Source organism: Pseudaminobacter soli (ex Li et al. 2025), assembly GCF_029892515.1.
Lineage (GTDB): Bacteria > Pseudomonadota > Alphaproteobacteria > Rhizobiales > Rhizobiaceae > Pseudaminobacter > Pseudaminobacter soli_A.
This window is the reverse complement of the sequence record NZ_JARXVF010000003.1, coordinates 1-14,958: the sequence shown is the minus strand read 5'-3', so window position 1 is coordinate 14,958 and position 14,958 is coordinate 1. Positions and strand designations below refer to the sequence as shown.

Annotated in this window: 13 protein-coding genes; 8 read left to right on the top strand and 5 right to left on the bottom strand. The window is 64.2% G+C overall.

Translation table 11 applies throughout. From position 1 onward, the window contains the following. Positions 1 to 127 precede the first annotated feature (127 nt). A complete protein-coding gene (gene dnaG / locus M2281_RS14535; RefSeq protein ID WP_280821892.1) occupies positions 128 to 2,059 on the bottom strand; it encodes a DNA primase in 1,932 nt (643 codons plus the stop codon). Between the two features lie 270 nt (positions 2,060 to 2,329). Between dnaG and M2281_RS14530 the strand changes: the two genes are divergently transcribed. Next, entirely contained in the window at positions 2,330 to 3,994 is a 1,665-nt protein-coding gene (locus M2281_RS14530) for a Na/Pi cotransporter family protein (RefSeq protein ID WP_280821891.1), read from the top strand. A 17-nt stretch (positions 3,995 to 4,011) separates the two neighbouring features. Here M2281_RS14530 and M2281_RS14525 read toward each other — a convergent pair whose 3' ends face one another. Both M2281_RS14525 and M2281_RS14520 read right to left on the bottom strand, forming a co-directional pair. Then, entirely contained in the window at positions 4,012 to 4,572 is a 561-nt protein-coding gene (locus M2281_RS14525; protein WP_280821890.1) for a GNAT family N-acetyltransferase, read from the bottom strand. A 55-nt stretch (positions 4,573 to 4,627) separates the two neighbouring features. Then, positions 4,628 to 5,077 (bottom strand): GatB/YqeY domain-containing protein, encoded by a 450-nt coding sequence (locus tag M2281_RS14520; RefSeq protein ID WP_280821889.1) that lies wholly within the window; start codon positions 5,075 to 5,077, stop codon positions 4,628 to 4,630. A 423-nt stretch (positions 5,078 to 5,500) separates the two neighbouring features. Between M2281_RS14520 and carA the strand changes: the two genes are divergently transcribed. Next, positions 5,501 to 6,703, top strand: a complete 1,203-nt coding sequence (gene carA, locus M2281_RS14515; RefSeq protein WP_280821888.1) for a glutamine-hydrolyzing carbamoyl-phosphate synthase small subunit — start codon at positions 5,501 to 5,503, stop codon at positions 6,701 to 6,703. 150 nt (positions 6,704 to 6,853) lie between these two features. Continuing rightward, entirely contained in the window at positions 6,854 to 7,276 is a 423-nt protein-coding gene (locus M2281_RS14510; RefSeq protein WP_280821887.1) for a DUF983 domain-containing protein, read from the top strand. A 63-nt stretch (positions 7,277 to 7,339) separates the two neighbouring features. Here M2281_RS14510 and ypfJ read toward each other — a convergent pair whose 3' ends face one another. Next, positions 7,340 to 8,242 (bottom strand): KPN_02809 family neutral zinc metallopeptidase, encoded by a 903-nt coding sequence (gene ypfJ, locus M2281_RS14505; RefSeq protein WP_280821886.1) that lies wholly within the window; start codon positions 8,240 to 8,242, stop codon positions 7,340 to 7,342. Between the two features lie 222 nt (positions 8,243 to 8,464). Here ypfJ and M2281_RS14500 point away from each other — a divergent pair, with 222 nt between their 5' ends. The 3 genes from M2281_RS14500 (at position 8,465) to M2281_RS14490 (ending at position 11,924) form a co-directional block, all read left to right on the top strand. Beyond that, the gene (locus M2281_RS14500) at positions 8,465 to 9,292 is read left to right on the top strand and encodes a class I SAM-dependent methyltransferase (RefSeq protein WP_280821885.1); all 828 of its coding nucleotides are present in this window, start codon (positions 8,465 to 8,467) and stop codon (positions 9,290 to 9,292) included. Positions 9,293 to 9,765: 473 nt separating this feature from the next. Then, entirely contained in the window at positions 9,766 to 11,115 is a 1,350-nt protein-coding gene (locus M2281_RS14495; RefSeq protein WP_280821884.1) for an Nramp family divalent metal transporter, read from the top strand. Between the two features lie 56 nt (positions 11,116 to 11,171). Continuing rightward, on the top strand, positions 11,172 to 11,924 hold the full coding sequence (locus M2281_RS14490) for a metallophosphoesterase family protein (protein ID WP_280821883.1): 753 nt from the start codon (positions 11,172 to 11,174) through the stop codon (positions 11,922 to 11,924). A 6-nt stretch (positions 11,925 to 11,930) separates the two neighbouring features. Here the strand turns inward: M2281_RS14490 and M2281_RS14485 are convergent, their stop codons facing one another. After that, positions 11,931 to 13,106 (bottom strand): MFS transporter, encoded by a 1,176-nt coding sequence (locus tag M2281_RS14485; protein ID WP_280821882.1) that lies wholly within the window; start codon positions 13,104 to 13,106, stop codon positions 11,931 to 11,933. A gap of 160 nt (positions 13,107 to 13,266) precedes the next feature. Here M2281_RS14485 and M2281_RS14480 point away from each other — a divergent pair, with 160 nt between their 5' ends. Then, on the top strand, positions 13,267 to 13,602 hold the full coding sequence (locus tag M2281_RS14480) for an ArsR/SmtB family transcription factor (RefSeq protein WP_280822483.1): 336 nt from the start codon (positions 13,267 to 13,269) through the stop codon (positions 13,600 to 13,602). Positions 13,603 to 13,717: 115 nt separating this feature from the next. Then, entirely contained in the window at positions 13,718 to 14,380 is a 663-nt protein-coding gene (locus tag M2281_RS14475; RefSeq protein ID WP_280821881.1) for a dihydrofolate reductase family protein, read from the top strand. Positions 14,381 to 14,958 lie beyond the last annotated feature (578 nt).

Below are 14,958 nucleotides of genomic sequence, written 5' to 3'. Positions count from 1 at the left end.
GTTCTGATTCCGCCATTTGGACCGTAGGTCAAGCGCCTGTCGCATGATTCGCCTTAAAAAAGCGAATCAATTGCGAATCATATGCCGCCGGACCCTGAGCTCCTGCTCGCGCTGGCTTCTACTGTCTTCAGCCGCGATCAGACCGTCCTGATGATATGCCGAAGCCTTCAATCAGCGCTTCGGTTGCCTGCACGTCGCGAAACTGAGCCTGGATTTCCACCAGATGACGATAGTTCTCGTCGGTGGGATCGGTTGCCAAAGCAGATTCCGCTACTTTCAGCTCCTTATGTAGAGTTCGCGCGCTCCTGTGCAAGTGCAGAGCCTGGCCGAAGGCGTCGCGCGCGTCGTCGATGGCCGCGCCTTCCTCCGCCGGCCACAGCCGCGCCTTGCGCACCAGCGCGGTCGCCCGCTGCCAAACTTCGCCCATGCCGGCCTGCTCGATATGGGCAATCACCGCATGCCGTTCCTCGGCATTGTGCGCCACCGCGTCGATCAGCGCGTTGTGCAGCAGCCGGAGGTCCTGGTCGGTCAGGTCGAGCAGTTCGACATGCTCGAAATTCTCGTCGATCAGCGCCGGATGGTTGACCAGCGTCACCACGAGTGCTGCCTCGCGCAGCGGCATCGTGCCGCTCGCCCGCTTCACCATTGCAGAGCGCGCAAGGCTCTCCGACACCGCCAGCCGCCCCGCCGCAATGCCCGGCCGGCCGCCACGCGATTTGTCGAAGCGCATGCCGGCGGCGCCGCCGCCCTGCCTCTGCTGCGGCCTGGCCCGCTGCGAGCCGAAGAAATTCAGCACGCGGTCGCGCATCTCCTGGGCGTAGTGGTAGCGGACGCTCTCGTCCTTGATGCGGCTGGTGAGCTCGCGCAGCGTCTTTTCGAGTTCGGCCCGGCGCTCAGGCGTGTCGAACACGCCGCCGGAGGTCTCGCGCATCCAGAGCAGGTCGGCCAACGGCCTTGCCTCGGCCAGCACCGCCTTGAAGGCGTCCGGCCCTTCCGACTTGACGAGATCGTCGGGATCCTTGCCTTCCGGCAACAGCGCAAAGCGCGCCGTGTGCCCTGCCTGCACCATGGGCAGCACCAGGTCGGCTGCGCGCCATGCGGCCTTGAGACCGGCCTTGTCGCCGTCGAAGCACAGCACCGGCTCGCCCGACATGCGCCAGAGCAGTTCCAGCTGGTTTTCGGTCAGGGCCGTGCCGAGCGGCGCCACGACATTGTCGAAGCCCGCCTGCGCCAACGCGATCACATCCATGTAGCCCTCGACCGCGATCACCGTGCCTTCGCGGCCCATGCCCTTGCGGGCGCGGGCGAAATTGTAGAGCACATTGCCCTTATGGAAGAGCTCGGTGTCGGGCGAATTCAGGTACTTGGCCGAAACGTCCGACGACAGCGCACGCCCGCCGAAGGCGATCACCTTGCCGCGCGCATCCTCGATCGGAAACATCACGCGGTCGCGAAACCGGTCATAGGAGACAGGAATGTCCGGCCCGGACACCACCAGCCCGCAGGCCTCGATCTGCGCTCTGTCGATCCCCTTGGAAGCCAGAAACTCCTTCAGCGCATTGCGGCTCTCGGGCGCATAGCCGAGGCGGAATTTCTGCTGGGTGACCGAACTCAGCCCGCGATCGCGCAGATAGGCGCGCGCCTTGGCGCCATCGGACGACTGCAGCCGGTCCTGAAAGAACTTGGTGGCCATTTCCATGACGTCGTGCAGCGAGGCGCGCTCGCGCTCGCGCCGTTCCTCCACCACGTCGCGCGCCGGCATGGGTACGCCCGCCATGTCGGCGATGCGCTCCACCGCTTCGGGAAAGCTCAGGCCATCGAGCTCCGTCAGGAACTTGAAATGATCGCCCGAGACGCCGCAGCCGAAGCAGTGATAACGCCCCTTGCGGTCCTCGCAGTGGAAGCTCGGCGATTTTTCGCCATGAAACGGGCAGCAGGCCCAGAAATCGCCGCGCGGAGCATTGGTCTTCCGGCGATCCCAGGTGACGCGCATACCGATCACGGCCGAAATCGGCACGCGGTCGCGTATCTCGTCGAGGAAGGAAGGCTGGAAACGCATGGAACAGGCTCGCTTTCGACCCCATATAACCATAACCGTCGCGCGATACGACTCCCGACGCGAGAAATGCCCGTTCTTCACAGGCCAAGGGTGCCGTTACGCTCCATTTCCGACACTTTGCGTCGGCGTGAAACGGCCCGGGACGGTGGACGAAAAATATTATCCGGCTAAGCTGTTGCGGGAGCGCAAGATGATCTCGATTCGCGACATGAACGCCCTTGGAAGCCGTCGGCCGACCCCGATGACCGCATGCCTGCGGAGGCTGCCGTCGTGAGCGGCTCGGTCGTCCTGCTCAATCTGGCCGGCGCGGTGGCGCTGCTGCTTTACGCCACGCGCATGGTGCGCACCGGCGTCGAGCGCGCCTATGGCGAGGTGCTGCGCCAAAAGCTACGCTCCACCATGAAAAACCCGCTGATGGCGGTCATCCTGGGCACGGCTCTGGCCGTCGCTCTCCAGAGTTCCACCGCGGTCACGCTGCTGGTCAGCTCGTTTGCGGGCGCGGGCATCGTCAGCGGCATGGCAGGCCAGCTGGCCGTGCGCGGCGCCGAAATCGGCTCGGCGCTGGTGGTGAAGGTGCTGTCCTTCGATCTGTCGCTCTTGGTGCCCGTCTGTATCGCCGCCGGGACCGGCATTTTCATGACGACCGAACGGCGCGAATGGCGCCAGTTCGGCCGCATCCTGGTCGGCATCGGCCTGATGCTGCTTTCGCTCGAACTGATCGGCCAGGCCTCCGAGCCGCTGCGCGACAGCAGCCTCATGCCGGTGATCATCAACTATTTCTCCGGCGATCCTGTCACGGCCTATCTGTTGGCGGCGGTGGTCACCTGGCTGTTCCATTCCAGCATTGCCGGCGTTTTGCTCATCGTCCAGCTCGCCGGGCGCGGGCTGATCCCGTCCGATCTCGGCATCGTTCTGGTGCTGGGCGTCAATCTCGGCAGCTCGATCATCGCGCCGCTGCTCACCCGCAACGCGCCGCCGGAAGTGCGCGTGGTGCCGATCGGCAATCTGCTGATGCGCGGGCTCGGCTCGCTGGTGATGCTGACGGCGTTCCTGACCTTCAAGCCCTCGACCGCCCTGCTCGGCTCGACCGTGCCCGACCAGATCATCAACGCTCACATCCTCTTTAACGTCCTGGTGCTCCTGGCCGGCATCCCCTTCTCGAAGGTGGTCTACCGCGCATCGCAGGCGCTGGTTGCGCTGAACACCCCGCCCAAGCCTGCGGAACCGCTGGAAATGGTCGAACTCAGCGCGCTCAACGAAGCCGACCTCGGCACGCCCAGCCAGGCGCTGGCCAACGCCACCCGCGAAGTGGTGCGCGTCTGCGAAACCGTCGAAATCATGCTGAAGACCATCTTCGAGCTGTATGAGCACGCGGACCACGCGAAGATTAAGGCGCTGGCGGCGCTCGACGACCGCGTCGATCACAAGACAGCCGCGATAAAGCTCTACCTCGCCAAGGCGACCATCCAGCAGATGACCGAGGACGAAGCGCTACGCTACCAGGAACTGCTGGGCGCCTGCGTCAAGCTCGAGCAGGTCGGCGACATCATCGTGCGCAACATGCTGGTGCATGTGCAGAAGAAGGCGCAGCGCAAGCTGGAATTCACGCCCGAAGGCTGGAGCGAACTGGCCTCGTTCCATGCCGCCGTGCTGGCCAATGCGCGACTGGCCTTCAACATTCTGATCTCGCGCGATCCCGATTCAGCCCGGCAGCTGGTGGTCGAGAAGGACCGCCTGCGCGATTTCGAGAAGGCGACCAGCACCAGCCATTTCGAGCGCCTGCGCGAAGGGGCCGCCAAGAGCGTCGAGACCAGCACCATCCACCTCGACACCATCCGCGACCTCAAGCAGATCAACTCGCTGCTGACCTCGATGGTCTATCCGGTGCTGGAAGGACAGGGCCTGCTGCACAAGTCGCGACTGAAGGCGAGCTGAGCCCTATCTCACGCCGTTCAAAGATCGACGCGGAAGCGCAGGCCTTCGACCCGGCCATAGGCCGGGTCTTGCCAAAATCGCTCCACCAGCACTCCGCCATTGGCGGTAATAACCTTTTGCGAAACGATGTTGTCGGGCTGCGCGGTGATCTCGACATAGTCGAGGCCCCTCGCCCGCGCTTCGCCCAGCATCAGCGCCAGCGCTTGCGTGGCATAGCCACGGCCGCGCTTCCACGGCACCACGGCATAGCCGATATGGCCGAGCACATGGGACGGAAGAGCCGACGTGCCCTCCTGCCAGCGCAAGCCGATCGAACCGGCCACCTCGCCATCCCAGATGAAGCGGCTGTAACCCGGCAGGCGCGGCACGATGGTGCCGTCCGGCAAGGTGATCGGTGCGCCTTTGGCTTCTGGATCGTCCAGGCTTTCGACGAAAGCGACCGGATCGGCGTCGATCGCCGCGAGATGCTGGCGTGTGGTGATTTCCAGCCGCACATTGTCCGGCGACCAGCCGCGCCGCAGCGCGTCCACATAGGAAGGCAGGTGTTCGAGCGCAGGCTTTGCCAGTTGGATCGTCATCGCGTCACGTAGGGTCGAGTTTCGGGGAAATGCGGGAAGCGCCCGCACGGGCGGCCTACTGCAGCGACGCCTTCACGAGGGCGCCGGCCTTGCTAAAATCCATCTGGCCGGTAAAGCGCTCCTTTAGCACGGCCATCACCCGGCCCATGTCGCGCAGGCCTTCAGCGCCGGTCTCGGCGATCGCATCGGCCACGGCCTGCTTTACCGCCGCCTCGTCCATCTGCTTGGGCAGGAACCCGCGGATGACTTCGATTTCCGCCCGCTCTCTTTCGGCCAGTTCCGGCCGCTTGCCGTCCTCGAAAGCCTTTGCCGACTCCTCGCGCTGCTTCACCATCTTGGCGAGGATCTGCAGGATGTCCTCGTCGCTGACCGGGTCCTTGCCGACGCCGCGATTGGAAATGTCGCGATCCTGGATGGCGGCATTGACCAACCGGAGCGTCGAGATGCGAAGCTTCTCCTGCGCCTTGAGCGCATCTTTGAGGGCCTGGGCAATGGTCTCGCGCATGTCCGCAACTCCTTGGAACCGCAAGGACAATAGCCCATGACCCGCAAGGCGGGAATGGGTTTCTACAGCCGGCGGCAAACTGTCTTTCTGGTCCCCGATTCCTCCGGGGAGGCATCCGTCTAGAGCATCGGACCCAAAAGTGGAATCCGGTTTTCGGTCCGTTTCCCTTGAAGGAGGCCGATCGCCGGACCGATTTATTGCGCTGCAAAATAATTGCCGGCAGCGGCCGACGCAAAGATTGACCCCGCGCGGGCCTTCCCTTATCGTCCGCGCCTTGCATGGACTTGTTTTCGGATGTGCACGAGGGTTTTGCGGGAGGCCGCGACACCCCCGTGTTTTGTGCTACGCGCATGATCCCGTAAGCCGCGACCCGGCCGCCCGCTGACGAAGCCTGCTGCAACAACAGGATATGGAGTAGCCGACATGGCCACGAACACCGCCCCCTGGGCAACCGAAGTGCCGACCGCAGTACTGGTTCTGGCCGACGGGACGGTTATCGAGGGCCGAGGCCTCGGCGCCACCGGCAGCGCGGTTGCCGAAGTCTGCTTCAACACCGCGCTCACCGGCTATGAGGAAATCCTCACCGACCCGTCCTATGCCGGCCAGATCGTCACCTTCACCTTCCCGCATATCGGCAATGTCGGCACCAATGACGAAGACATCGAGGACCTGACCCCGGCCGCGCGCGCCGGCGCAGTCGGTGCCGTCTTCAAGGCCGACATCACCATCCCCTCGAACTACCGCGCCTCGGGCGATCTCGACGATTGGCTGAAGCGGCGCGGCGTCGTCGCCATCGCCGGCATCGACACCCGCGCGCTCACCGCGCTGATCCGCCAGAAGGGCGCGCCCAACGCCGTCATCGCGCATTCGCCCGACGGCAAGTTCGACATCGAGGACCTGAAGCGCCAGGCCGCCGCATGGTCGGGCCTGGTCGGCCTCGACCTCGCCAAGGAGGTCACCTCGGGCCAGTCCTCGGTCTGGAGCGAAACGCCCTGGGCATGGAACGAAGGCTATGGCGAGCAGGCCGAGCCGACCATGCATGTGGTTGCCGTCGACTACGGCGTGAAGCGCAACATCCTGCGCCTGCTGTCCGGCCTCGGCGCCAAGGTCACCATCGTTCCGGCCAAGACCAAGGCCGAGGACATCCTGGCCATGAAGCCGGATGGCATCTTCCTCTCCAACGGCCCCGGCGACCCTGCCGCCACCGGCGAATATGCAGTGCCGGTCATTCAGGACCTGCTCAAGAGCGAACTGCCGATCTTCGGCATCTGCCTCGGCCACCAGATGCTGGCGCTGGCCGTCGGCGGCAAGACCGAGAAGATGCATCAGGGCCACCATGGCGCCAACCATCCGGTCAAGGACCACACCACCGGCAAGGTGGAGATCGTGTCGATGAACCACGGCTTCGCGGTCGACTCGAAGTCGCTGCCGGAAGGTGTTGTGGAGACTCACGTTTCGCTGTTCGACGGCTCGAACTGCGGTATCACACTCACCGGCAAGCCGGTGTTCTCGGTGCAGCACCACCCCGAAGCCTCGCCCGGCCCGCAGGATTCGCACTACCTGTTCCGCCGCTTCGTGAACCTCATCCGCGAGCGCAAGGGCGAGCCGGCTCTGGCCGAGCGCTAAGCCGGCCTCACACGGCTTTTACAATCCCCTTGAAAGCCGCCTTCGGGCGGCTTTTTCTTTAAGCCTGCCGAACTGTCGCAGGCCCTCATGTCGCATGGGCGACGATCGCACCAACCCTATATTTTCCCGTGGGAGAGAGAGGGTCGCGCAATGCAAGCATCCACCTATAAGCCCACCGAAAATCCCATGCTCACCGGCAGTCTCGGCCGCTGTCCGCGCTGCCAGAAGGGCCATCTGTTTCGGGGTTTTCTGACGCTCGCGCCGCGTTGCGAGGTCTGTGGGCTTGATTATTCCTTCGCCGATCCTGCCGACGGCCCTGCCTTCTTCGCCATGACCATCGTGGCCGTGCCGGCGCTGGGCTTCGCGCTCTGGCTGCAGCTCACCTACGAGCCGCCGATCTGGGTGCATCTGCTGACCACCCTGCCTTTGACGCTTGCCGCCTGCCTGCTGCTGCTCAGGCCTCTAAAGGGCTGGCTGGTCTGCTCGCAATATTTCCACAAGGCCGCCGAAGGCTCGATCGACTACGAATGGCATGCCCGCGCCAAGCGCGACCGGGACGTGGGAAAATCCTGACCCTGCCTCAGCATCCTCCACCGGCTCATCGAGCCGGTGCGGCCGTCTGCCCGGCCGGCGTCTTCAAGGCTGGTTGTTGAACGTGTCGCAGTCGGCCACCTTGCCACTGTCGAAGCCGCGCTTGAACCATTTCATGCGCTGCGCCGAGGTGCCGTGGTTGAAGGTTTCGGGCACCACATAGCCCTGCGTGCGCCGCTGCAGCGTGTCGTCGCCGATCTGCTTGGCGGCGTTCAGCGCCTCTTCGAGGTCGCCTTTCTCCAAAATGCCCTTCTGCCCGGTATAGTGGCCCCAGATGCCGGCGAAGCAGTCGGCCTGCAGCTCGACACGCACCGACATGACGTTGGACTGGTCCTCGCTCATGGACTCCCGCATGCGGTTGACCTTGGGCAGGATGCCAAGCAGGTTCTGCACATGGTGGCCGACCTCGTGCGCCAGCACATAGGCCTGCGCAAAATCGCCCGAAGCGCCAAACTGGCGGTCGAGCTGGTCGTAGAAGGAGAGGTCGATATAGACCTTGTGATCTTCCGGGCAGTAGAACGGCCCAGACGCCGCCGAGGCGTAGCCGCAGCCCGACCGCGTCTGGCCGGTAAACAACACCAGCTTGGGATCCTCATATTTCAGGCCGTTGGCCTGGAAGATGCCGCTCCAGGTGTCTTCCGTCTCGGCGAGCACGGTGGCGACGAACTGCTTCATCTCGTCATTGGATTGCGGCCCATTGCGGCTGATCTGGCTGCTGCCCGGCCCCATCCCCGGGCCGCCGTCGAGAACCATCATCGGATCGATGCCGACGGCCTTGAGCACGAAATAGATCACGACGATAATGATGATGCCCGAAAGCGAAAGCCCGCCGGATGCGCCGCCGGTCGGGATACGAAAACCGCCGCCCGGCCCCATGCCGCCGCCGAAGCCGCCCTGGCCCCGATCGTCCTCGACATTGTCGCTTTGCCGGCGGCCTTTCCAGAGCATGATGCGAACCTTATTCTCGTTTCGGGTCCGGCGGCTTCGCTGCCGCGGACCACGACATCAACCCAGAATCTAGTCCAACGGTTGCAGCAAGTCACAGAGTTTTTCCGGGACCCGTCGCGCCGCCTGAAACGGTCCCGTTCGTTTCCGTAACGGTTTCAGCAGCAACGAAAACGGCGTAGGCTGCACAAAACTTTTCCGGACAGCTTCAGACGAGGGTTGGCCATGACCACCGAACAGGACGTCGCCCGGCATTACAGCCACGGCGCGCTCGAACGCACGATACTGGATGCGCTGCGCAGCAGCGGAAAGGACATCGACAAGCTCCAGCCGTCGGACCTTTCCGCCGCCGACGAATTCCACCTCGGCTGGAAGGCGGCGACCGCTGAACTCGCGAACGATCTGGCCCTTTCCCCAGGCATGCGGCTTCTGGATATCGGCTCGGGCATCGGCGGGCCGGCCCGCTATTTCGCCGAGCAACACGACGCAAATGTCGTCGGCGTCGATCTTACCGAGGAATTTGTGGCGGTTGCCAACGCGCTGACGGCGCGCTGCGGGCTTTCCGACCGCGCCTCGTTTGTCCCGGCAAGCGCGCTTTCCCTCCCCTTCAAGGATGGGGCCTTCGACCGCGCAACGCTCATCCATGTCGGCATGAACATCGCCGACAAGGCCGGCGCGATACGCGAGGTCCATCGCGTTCTCAGGCAGGACGGCATCTTCGCCGTCTACGACATCATGCGCATGGGCGACGGCGAGCTGTCCTACCCCATGCCTTGGGCGGAAACCAACGCGACCAGCTTTGTCGAGACGCCCGACACCTACCGGCGATTGCTCAAGGATGCCGGCTTTGTCATCGAAGCCGAAAGGAACCGCCGCGAGATGGCGCTCGAGCTAAACCGCAAGATGCGCGAGGACATAGCCAAGAACGGGCCGTCGCCGCTCGGCATGCACATTGTGATGGGCCCGGCAGCGGGGGTGCGGATGGGCAATCTCATGACAGCGCTCTCGGCCGGCACCATCGCCCCCATCCAGATGCTGGCGCGGAAACGCTGAAGCGAGATCAACTCGGCCCAGTTGTGCAGGTAACCGCAATTGGGGGAGTCCAAGCTCGCCGCTAATTGCATCTGAAATACCCCACCCTGGCACGGCTTACCCCCACTCCGCCTCGCTTCGCTCGGCACCTCTCCCCCTCAAAAGGGGAGAGGAAAGGCGCCAGGCTCGCGGACGACGTTTCCTCTCCCCGTCGACCGGGGGAGAGGTGGTTTGCAAAGCAAACCGGAGTGGGGGTCGAATTCAAGTGCGACCCTTGTGGTAAGGGGGTAGGCTCAGCGCCGTCGATAGTTCTGGAATTCTTTACGCTGCCTCGCAGTGCCAATGAGGCATAACGTGCCAGACGCCTGCTGCCAGACCGCAACACCTCCGTAAAAATATCGCACTCCCCACCTTGCCCCTCCTTGATCTCGCCTAAGTTTAACTGCCAATGATTTGCAATTGCGAATTTAAGCCGAAACCAGGCCAGACAAAGCATGGACTTATCCAGCCGCACCGCCACCGAAACCGCTGAAGGGTGGCGCCAGCCGAGAGGCGAAGCATCTCTCTCAGATGTCCACCGTTCCATCGCAGTAAGAACCACCGGCCCGACCTGGCGTCGGGCCGTCGCCTTTATAGGCCCCGGCTATCTCGTCGCCGTCGGCTATATGGACCCCGGCAACTGGGCCACCTCGCTCGCCGGCGGCTCGAAGTTCGGCTACTCGCTGCTGGTCGTGGCGCTGGTGTCCAACATCATGGCCGTCGTCCTGCAGGCGCTCTGCGCCCGGCTCGCCATCGGCTCGGGCCGCGACCTCGCCCAGGCCTGCCGCGACGCCTACGGCAAGGAGGTTTCCTACGTCCTCTGGATCATGGCCGAGGTCGCCATCATCGCCACCGACCTTGCCGAGGTCATCGGCACTGCCATCGGCCTCAACCTCATCTTCGGCATCCCGCTCGAGATCGGCGTGCTCATCACCGCGCTCGACGTGTTCCTGATCCTCTACCTGCAAAAGCTCGGCTTCCGCTGGGTCGAGGCGCTGATCATCGCGCTGCTTGCGGTCATCGCGGCGTGCTTTGCCATCCAGATCGCCATGGCCGACCCGGACTGGGGCGGCGTGATCCGCGGCTTTGCCCCCACCACCGAGATCGTCACCAACCCGGACATGCTTTACATCGCGCTCGGAATTCTCGGCGCGACGGTCATGCCGCACAATCTCTACCTGCATTCGGGCATCGTGCAGACCCGCGCCTATGGCGATAGCCTCGAGCACAAGCGCGAAGCGCTGAGATTTGCCACCTGGGATTCCACCATCGCGCTGACCTTCGCGCTGGTCATCAACGCCTCGATCCTGATCCTGGCTGCAGCCACCTTCCACAAGGTCGGCCAGACCAATGTCGAGGACATCGCCCAGGCACATGCCCTGCTTGCCCCGCTGCTGGGCGTCTCGGTGGCGCCGATGCTGTTCGGCATCGCGCTGATCTGCTGCGGCATCAATTCCAGCGTCACGGCCACGCTTGCCGGCCAGATCGTCATGGAAGGCTTTATCCAGATGAAGCTGGCGCCCTGGCTGCGCCGCCTCATCACCCGGGCGCTTGCCATCGTGCCGGCCGCCGCCGTCACCATCTGGTACGGCGAAAGCGGCACGGCCAAGCTCCTGATCCTCAGTCAGGTGGTGCTGAGCCTGCAGCTTTCCTTCGCGGTGTTCCCGCTGGTCATCTTCACGGCCAGCAAGGCCAAGATGGGCGCGCTGGTGGCGCCGCGCTGGCTCACGGTCTTTGCCATGTTCATCGGCATCGTCATCGCCGTGCTGAACCTGAAGCTGATCTACGACTTCGTGGCCGGCTGAGCCACTGACACAGCCACCGCTCCCCGGTAAGACTCTTGCGATACCGGGGAGTGGCCATGAAAATTGCAGTCATCGCGGATATCCATGGCAATGTCGCCGCGCTCGAGGCCGTGCTTGACGACCTCCGGCGACACGGTGGCGCCGACATCGTCGTCAATCTGGGCGATTGCGTTTCCGGGCCGCTATGGCCGCGCGAGACCTTCGACCTGCTCGAAAAGCTTGCTGCCCCCACCGTGCGCGGCAATCACGATCGCCGCGTCGCAGAAGACATTTCGGACGAGATGTGGCTTTCCGACCGCTTCGCCCATGAGCGGCTGATGCCGGCGCAGCGCGCCCATCTCGGCGCACTGCCGATGCGGTTGGAGATCGCCCCGTCCGTGCTCGCCTTCCATGCCCGTCCGGACCACGATGAGCGCTACCTGATGGACGAAGTGGTGAACGGCCACCTGGCCCGCGCCCCTCTTGCCACGATCGAGAAAAAGCTGACGGCGCTGGATCCAACGGCCCGAATGATCCTTTGCGGCCACAGCCACCGCCCCGAACTCATACGGCTTTCGAACGGCCGGATGATCTTCAACCCCGGCAGTGTCGGCTGCCCGGCCTATGAGGACGACAGCGAACCCGCATATGTTTCGGAGCAAGGCTCGCCCCATGCCCGCTACGGTTTGGTGGAATTGCGCGGCGATGACGAGCCGCGCTTCGAGTTCATCGCCGTCGACTACGATTGGGAAAGTGCCGCAAGGCGGGCTGAGCAAGCTGGCCGGACGGGATGGGCCCATGCGTTGCGCACGGGCTTCATGCCGGCCTGACCGCCCTCACTCCGCAGCGGCCAGCCTCCGCTGCGAGCGCAGGATTGAGAAGAGCACCGCAAGCGCGGCCATTGGAAACAGCGCGGCGACGAAGCCGAGGTCGGCGGGTGCGGTGTTTTCCAGAACCCGGCCGCCGATCGCCGTTCCGCTGGCGATGCCGAGATACATCGCCGAGGCATTGAGCGACAGCGTCAGGTGCGCCACCTCAGGCGCATAGCCGACGATGCGGCTCGCCTGGGCCGGAGGAAATGCCCAGCCGATGATGCCCCAGGGCAGCATGATCCCGATCAGCAGCGGCCCGCAAAGCTCGCGCGGCAGCAGATGCAGTCCAAGCGCGATCGAAAGCACCATGGTCGCGGATAGCAGCAGCGAGGCCACCACCATGCGCGTCGCCCCGAGCCGGTCGGCCAGGTAGCCGCTGGACAGATTGCCGATCACCGCGCCGATGCCAAAGGCCAGCAGCAGCCCCGGCAAAGCGATCTTCGTCAGCCCCGCCCCTTCGATCGCCAGCGGCGCAAGATAGGAGATGAGGATGAAGCCGCCGGCGAGATAGAGGAACGTGACGGCCAGCGACGGCGCAATCCCGGCATGGCCGATAATGCTGAAGCGTTCGCGTAAGGTCAGCTTGGTTCCCGCAAGCCCGCGCGGCAGGCGCAGCCACAGCACGATCGCGCAGGCCAGCGCCAAAACAGCAACCGCGCCAAAAGTGCCGCGCCAGCCCCAGACCGCCGCGATCAGCGCCCCCAGCGGCGCGCCGAGCGCCACGGCAAAGGTCGTGCCGCCCACGACCACCGAGATCGCCAGTGCCCGATGCTCGGGCCCGGCCAGCGACACGGCGGTGGCCTGCGCGGTTGCGGCAAACAGCCCGCTCGCCATGCCCATCAGTATCTGGGCCAGCAGCAGCGTTGCAAAGGACACGCTGGTGGCGGCAGCCACATTGCCGGCCAGGAAGATGAGCATCGCCACCGTCAGCACGCGCCGCCGGTCGGCCGCCCCGGCCAGCGCCGACAGCACCGGCGCACCGATGGCATAGGACAGCGAAAACACGGTGATGAGATAGCCGGCCATGGGCACGGTCGTGTGCGTGTCGGCCGCGATCGACGGAAGCAGGCTCGAAAACACGAAGCCGACCGTACTCATGGTGAAGGAACCGACCGCGAGCCATATGAGCCGCTTGTCCATAAGACTCTCTCCTTAGTTCAAAGGTTATTGAACTACTGAACTTGTCTCCCGGTTCTGTCAATCTGCCAGATTGAAGTCTGGCATTGTTCTCCTGTCTGCCTCGTGTCAGGAGCGCCTCGCCGCATTGAAGAGGGAGCAGAAAAATGGCTATGTTCGCGCCATGAGCCTGCCGCATCCGACAACCGAACAGATCACGCTCGCCAATGTCCTGGTCGCGCTAGGCGACCCGACGCGGCTGGCGATCGTCGCCCAGCTCGCCCGCGACGAGGCCACGCCCATGCGCTGCGGCCAGTTCTTGGATCTCGGCTCCAAGACCAACATCAGCTATCACGTCGCCAAGCTGCGCGAGGCCGGGGTGATCTACACCGAAGTATCGGGCACCAGCCGGCTGATCTCGTTGCGCCGCGAAGACCTCGACAAGCTTTTTCCGGGCCTGCTCGATTCGATCATCGCCTCGGCGGCCGAAATCGCCCTGCCGATCGCGCTGGAAGACTGACCGCCGCCGGCGGGATCAGGAATTGCATTTTTGAATGTCGGGATGTCGCCTCGCCACGCGTCCTCGGGCCATCGCCGGACCTGCAATGAGGCCCGGTCCAATCGGGAGACACATCATGAGAACAATCAATGCCGCGATATTCGTCAGCCTCGACGGCGTCATGCAGGCGCCCGGCGGCCCGCAGGAAGACCCCACCGGCGGCTTCCAGCACGCAGGCTGGGTCGCACCCCATTTCGACGAGGCGCTGGGCGGGGTCATGGGCAAGCTGTTCGAAACGCCCTTCGACCTGCTTCTGGGCCGGCGCACCTATGACATCTTCGCCGCCCACTGGCCCTATGTGAAGGACGACCCGATCGGCCCGATCTTCGACGGCGTGACCAAATATGTCGCCACACATGACCCCAAGAGCCTCACCTGGCAGAACACCGAATGGCTTGGCGAGGACGTCCCCGCTTCCCTGCGCAGGCTCAAGCAGGAGGACGGACCGCAGCTGCTCATCCAGGGCTCCAGCCAGCTCATCCAGCAATTGCTGGAGCATGATCTCATCGACCGCTTCCAGCTCATCGTGATGCCGATCGTGCTGGGCAAGGGAAAGAAGCTGTTCGGGTCCGGCACCATGCCCGCCGCGCTCAAGCTGACCGACAGCCTGGTCACGCCCAAGGGCGTCATCGTCGCTGCCTACGAGCGCGCCGGCGAGGTCCAGACCGGCGACTTCGGGCTGGATAACCCCAGCGAGGCGGAACTGGAGCGGCGGCGCGGACTGGCGGAAATGCGTTAACGGATGAACCGCCTGCTGTAACTGATCTCCTGATAGCCACCCGTCCCGACCGCGCTGGGCGACCCGACGCAGCTGGCGATCATCGCCTCGTCTGCCGAAATCGCCCTGCCGATCGAGCTGGAAGACTGACCGCCTCCGGGGGCGCAAGGCGGCGGGCTTCTCTTTTGGGGCGGGAACTGTCAAGCGCAGAAAAGTGCCCCGGATAGCAAGCTCCAGGCTCTAACGATGCGCACAAAGGATCGTGTCAGCAATTCAGGTGCTGCCGCGTCGTGCTTACGAGCTCCCGCCAGGGGTCTTGCTTCTCTCCGAAGTCGGCACCGGGCCGCTTCATGATCGGGTCGGACGGAGAGACACCTCAATCTTCTTTGCGAACTGACCAGAAACCTGGCGTTCAAGCCCGCCTCGAGATTGCCTACCCACCCGTCCCTGCACGGGACCTCTATCCGCGCGGCACGCGGAATTCTAATCCAAGCTCAAGCCGCTTTGGCCTCCCAGCGGTATGGCGTGTTGTCCATCCACATTCGATGCAAGATCACGGCCAGCCGCCGTGCCACCGCCACAACGGCTTTCGCCATCCC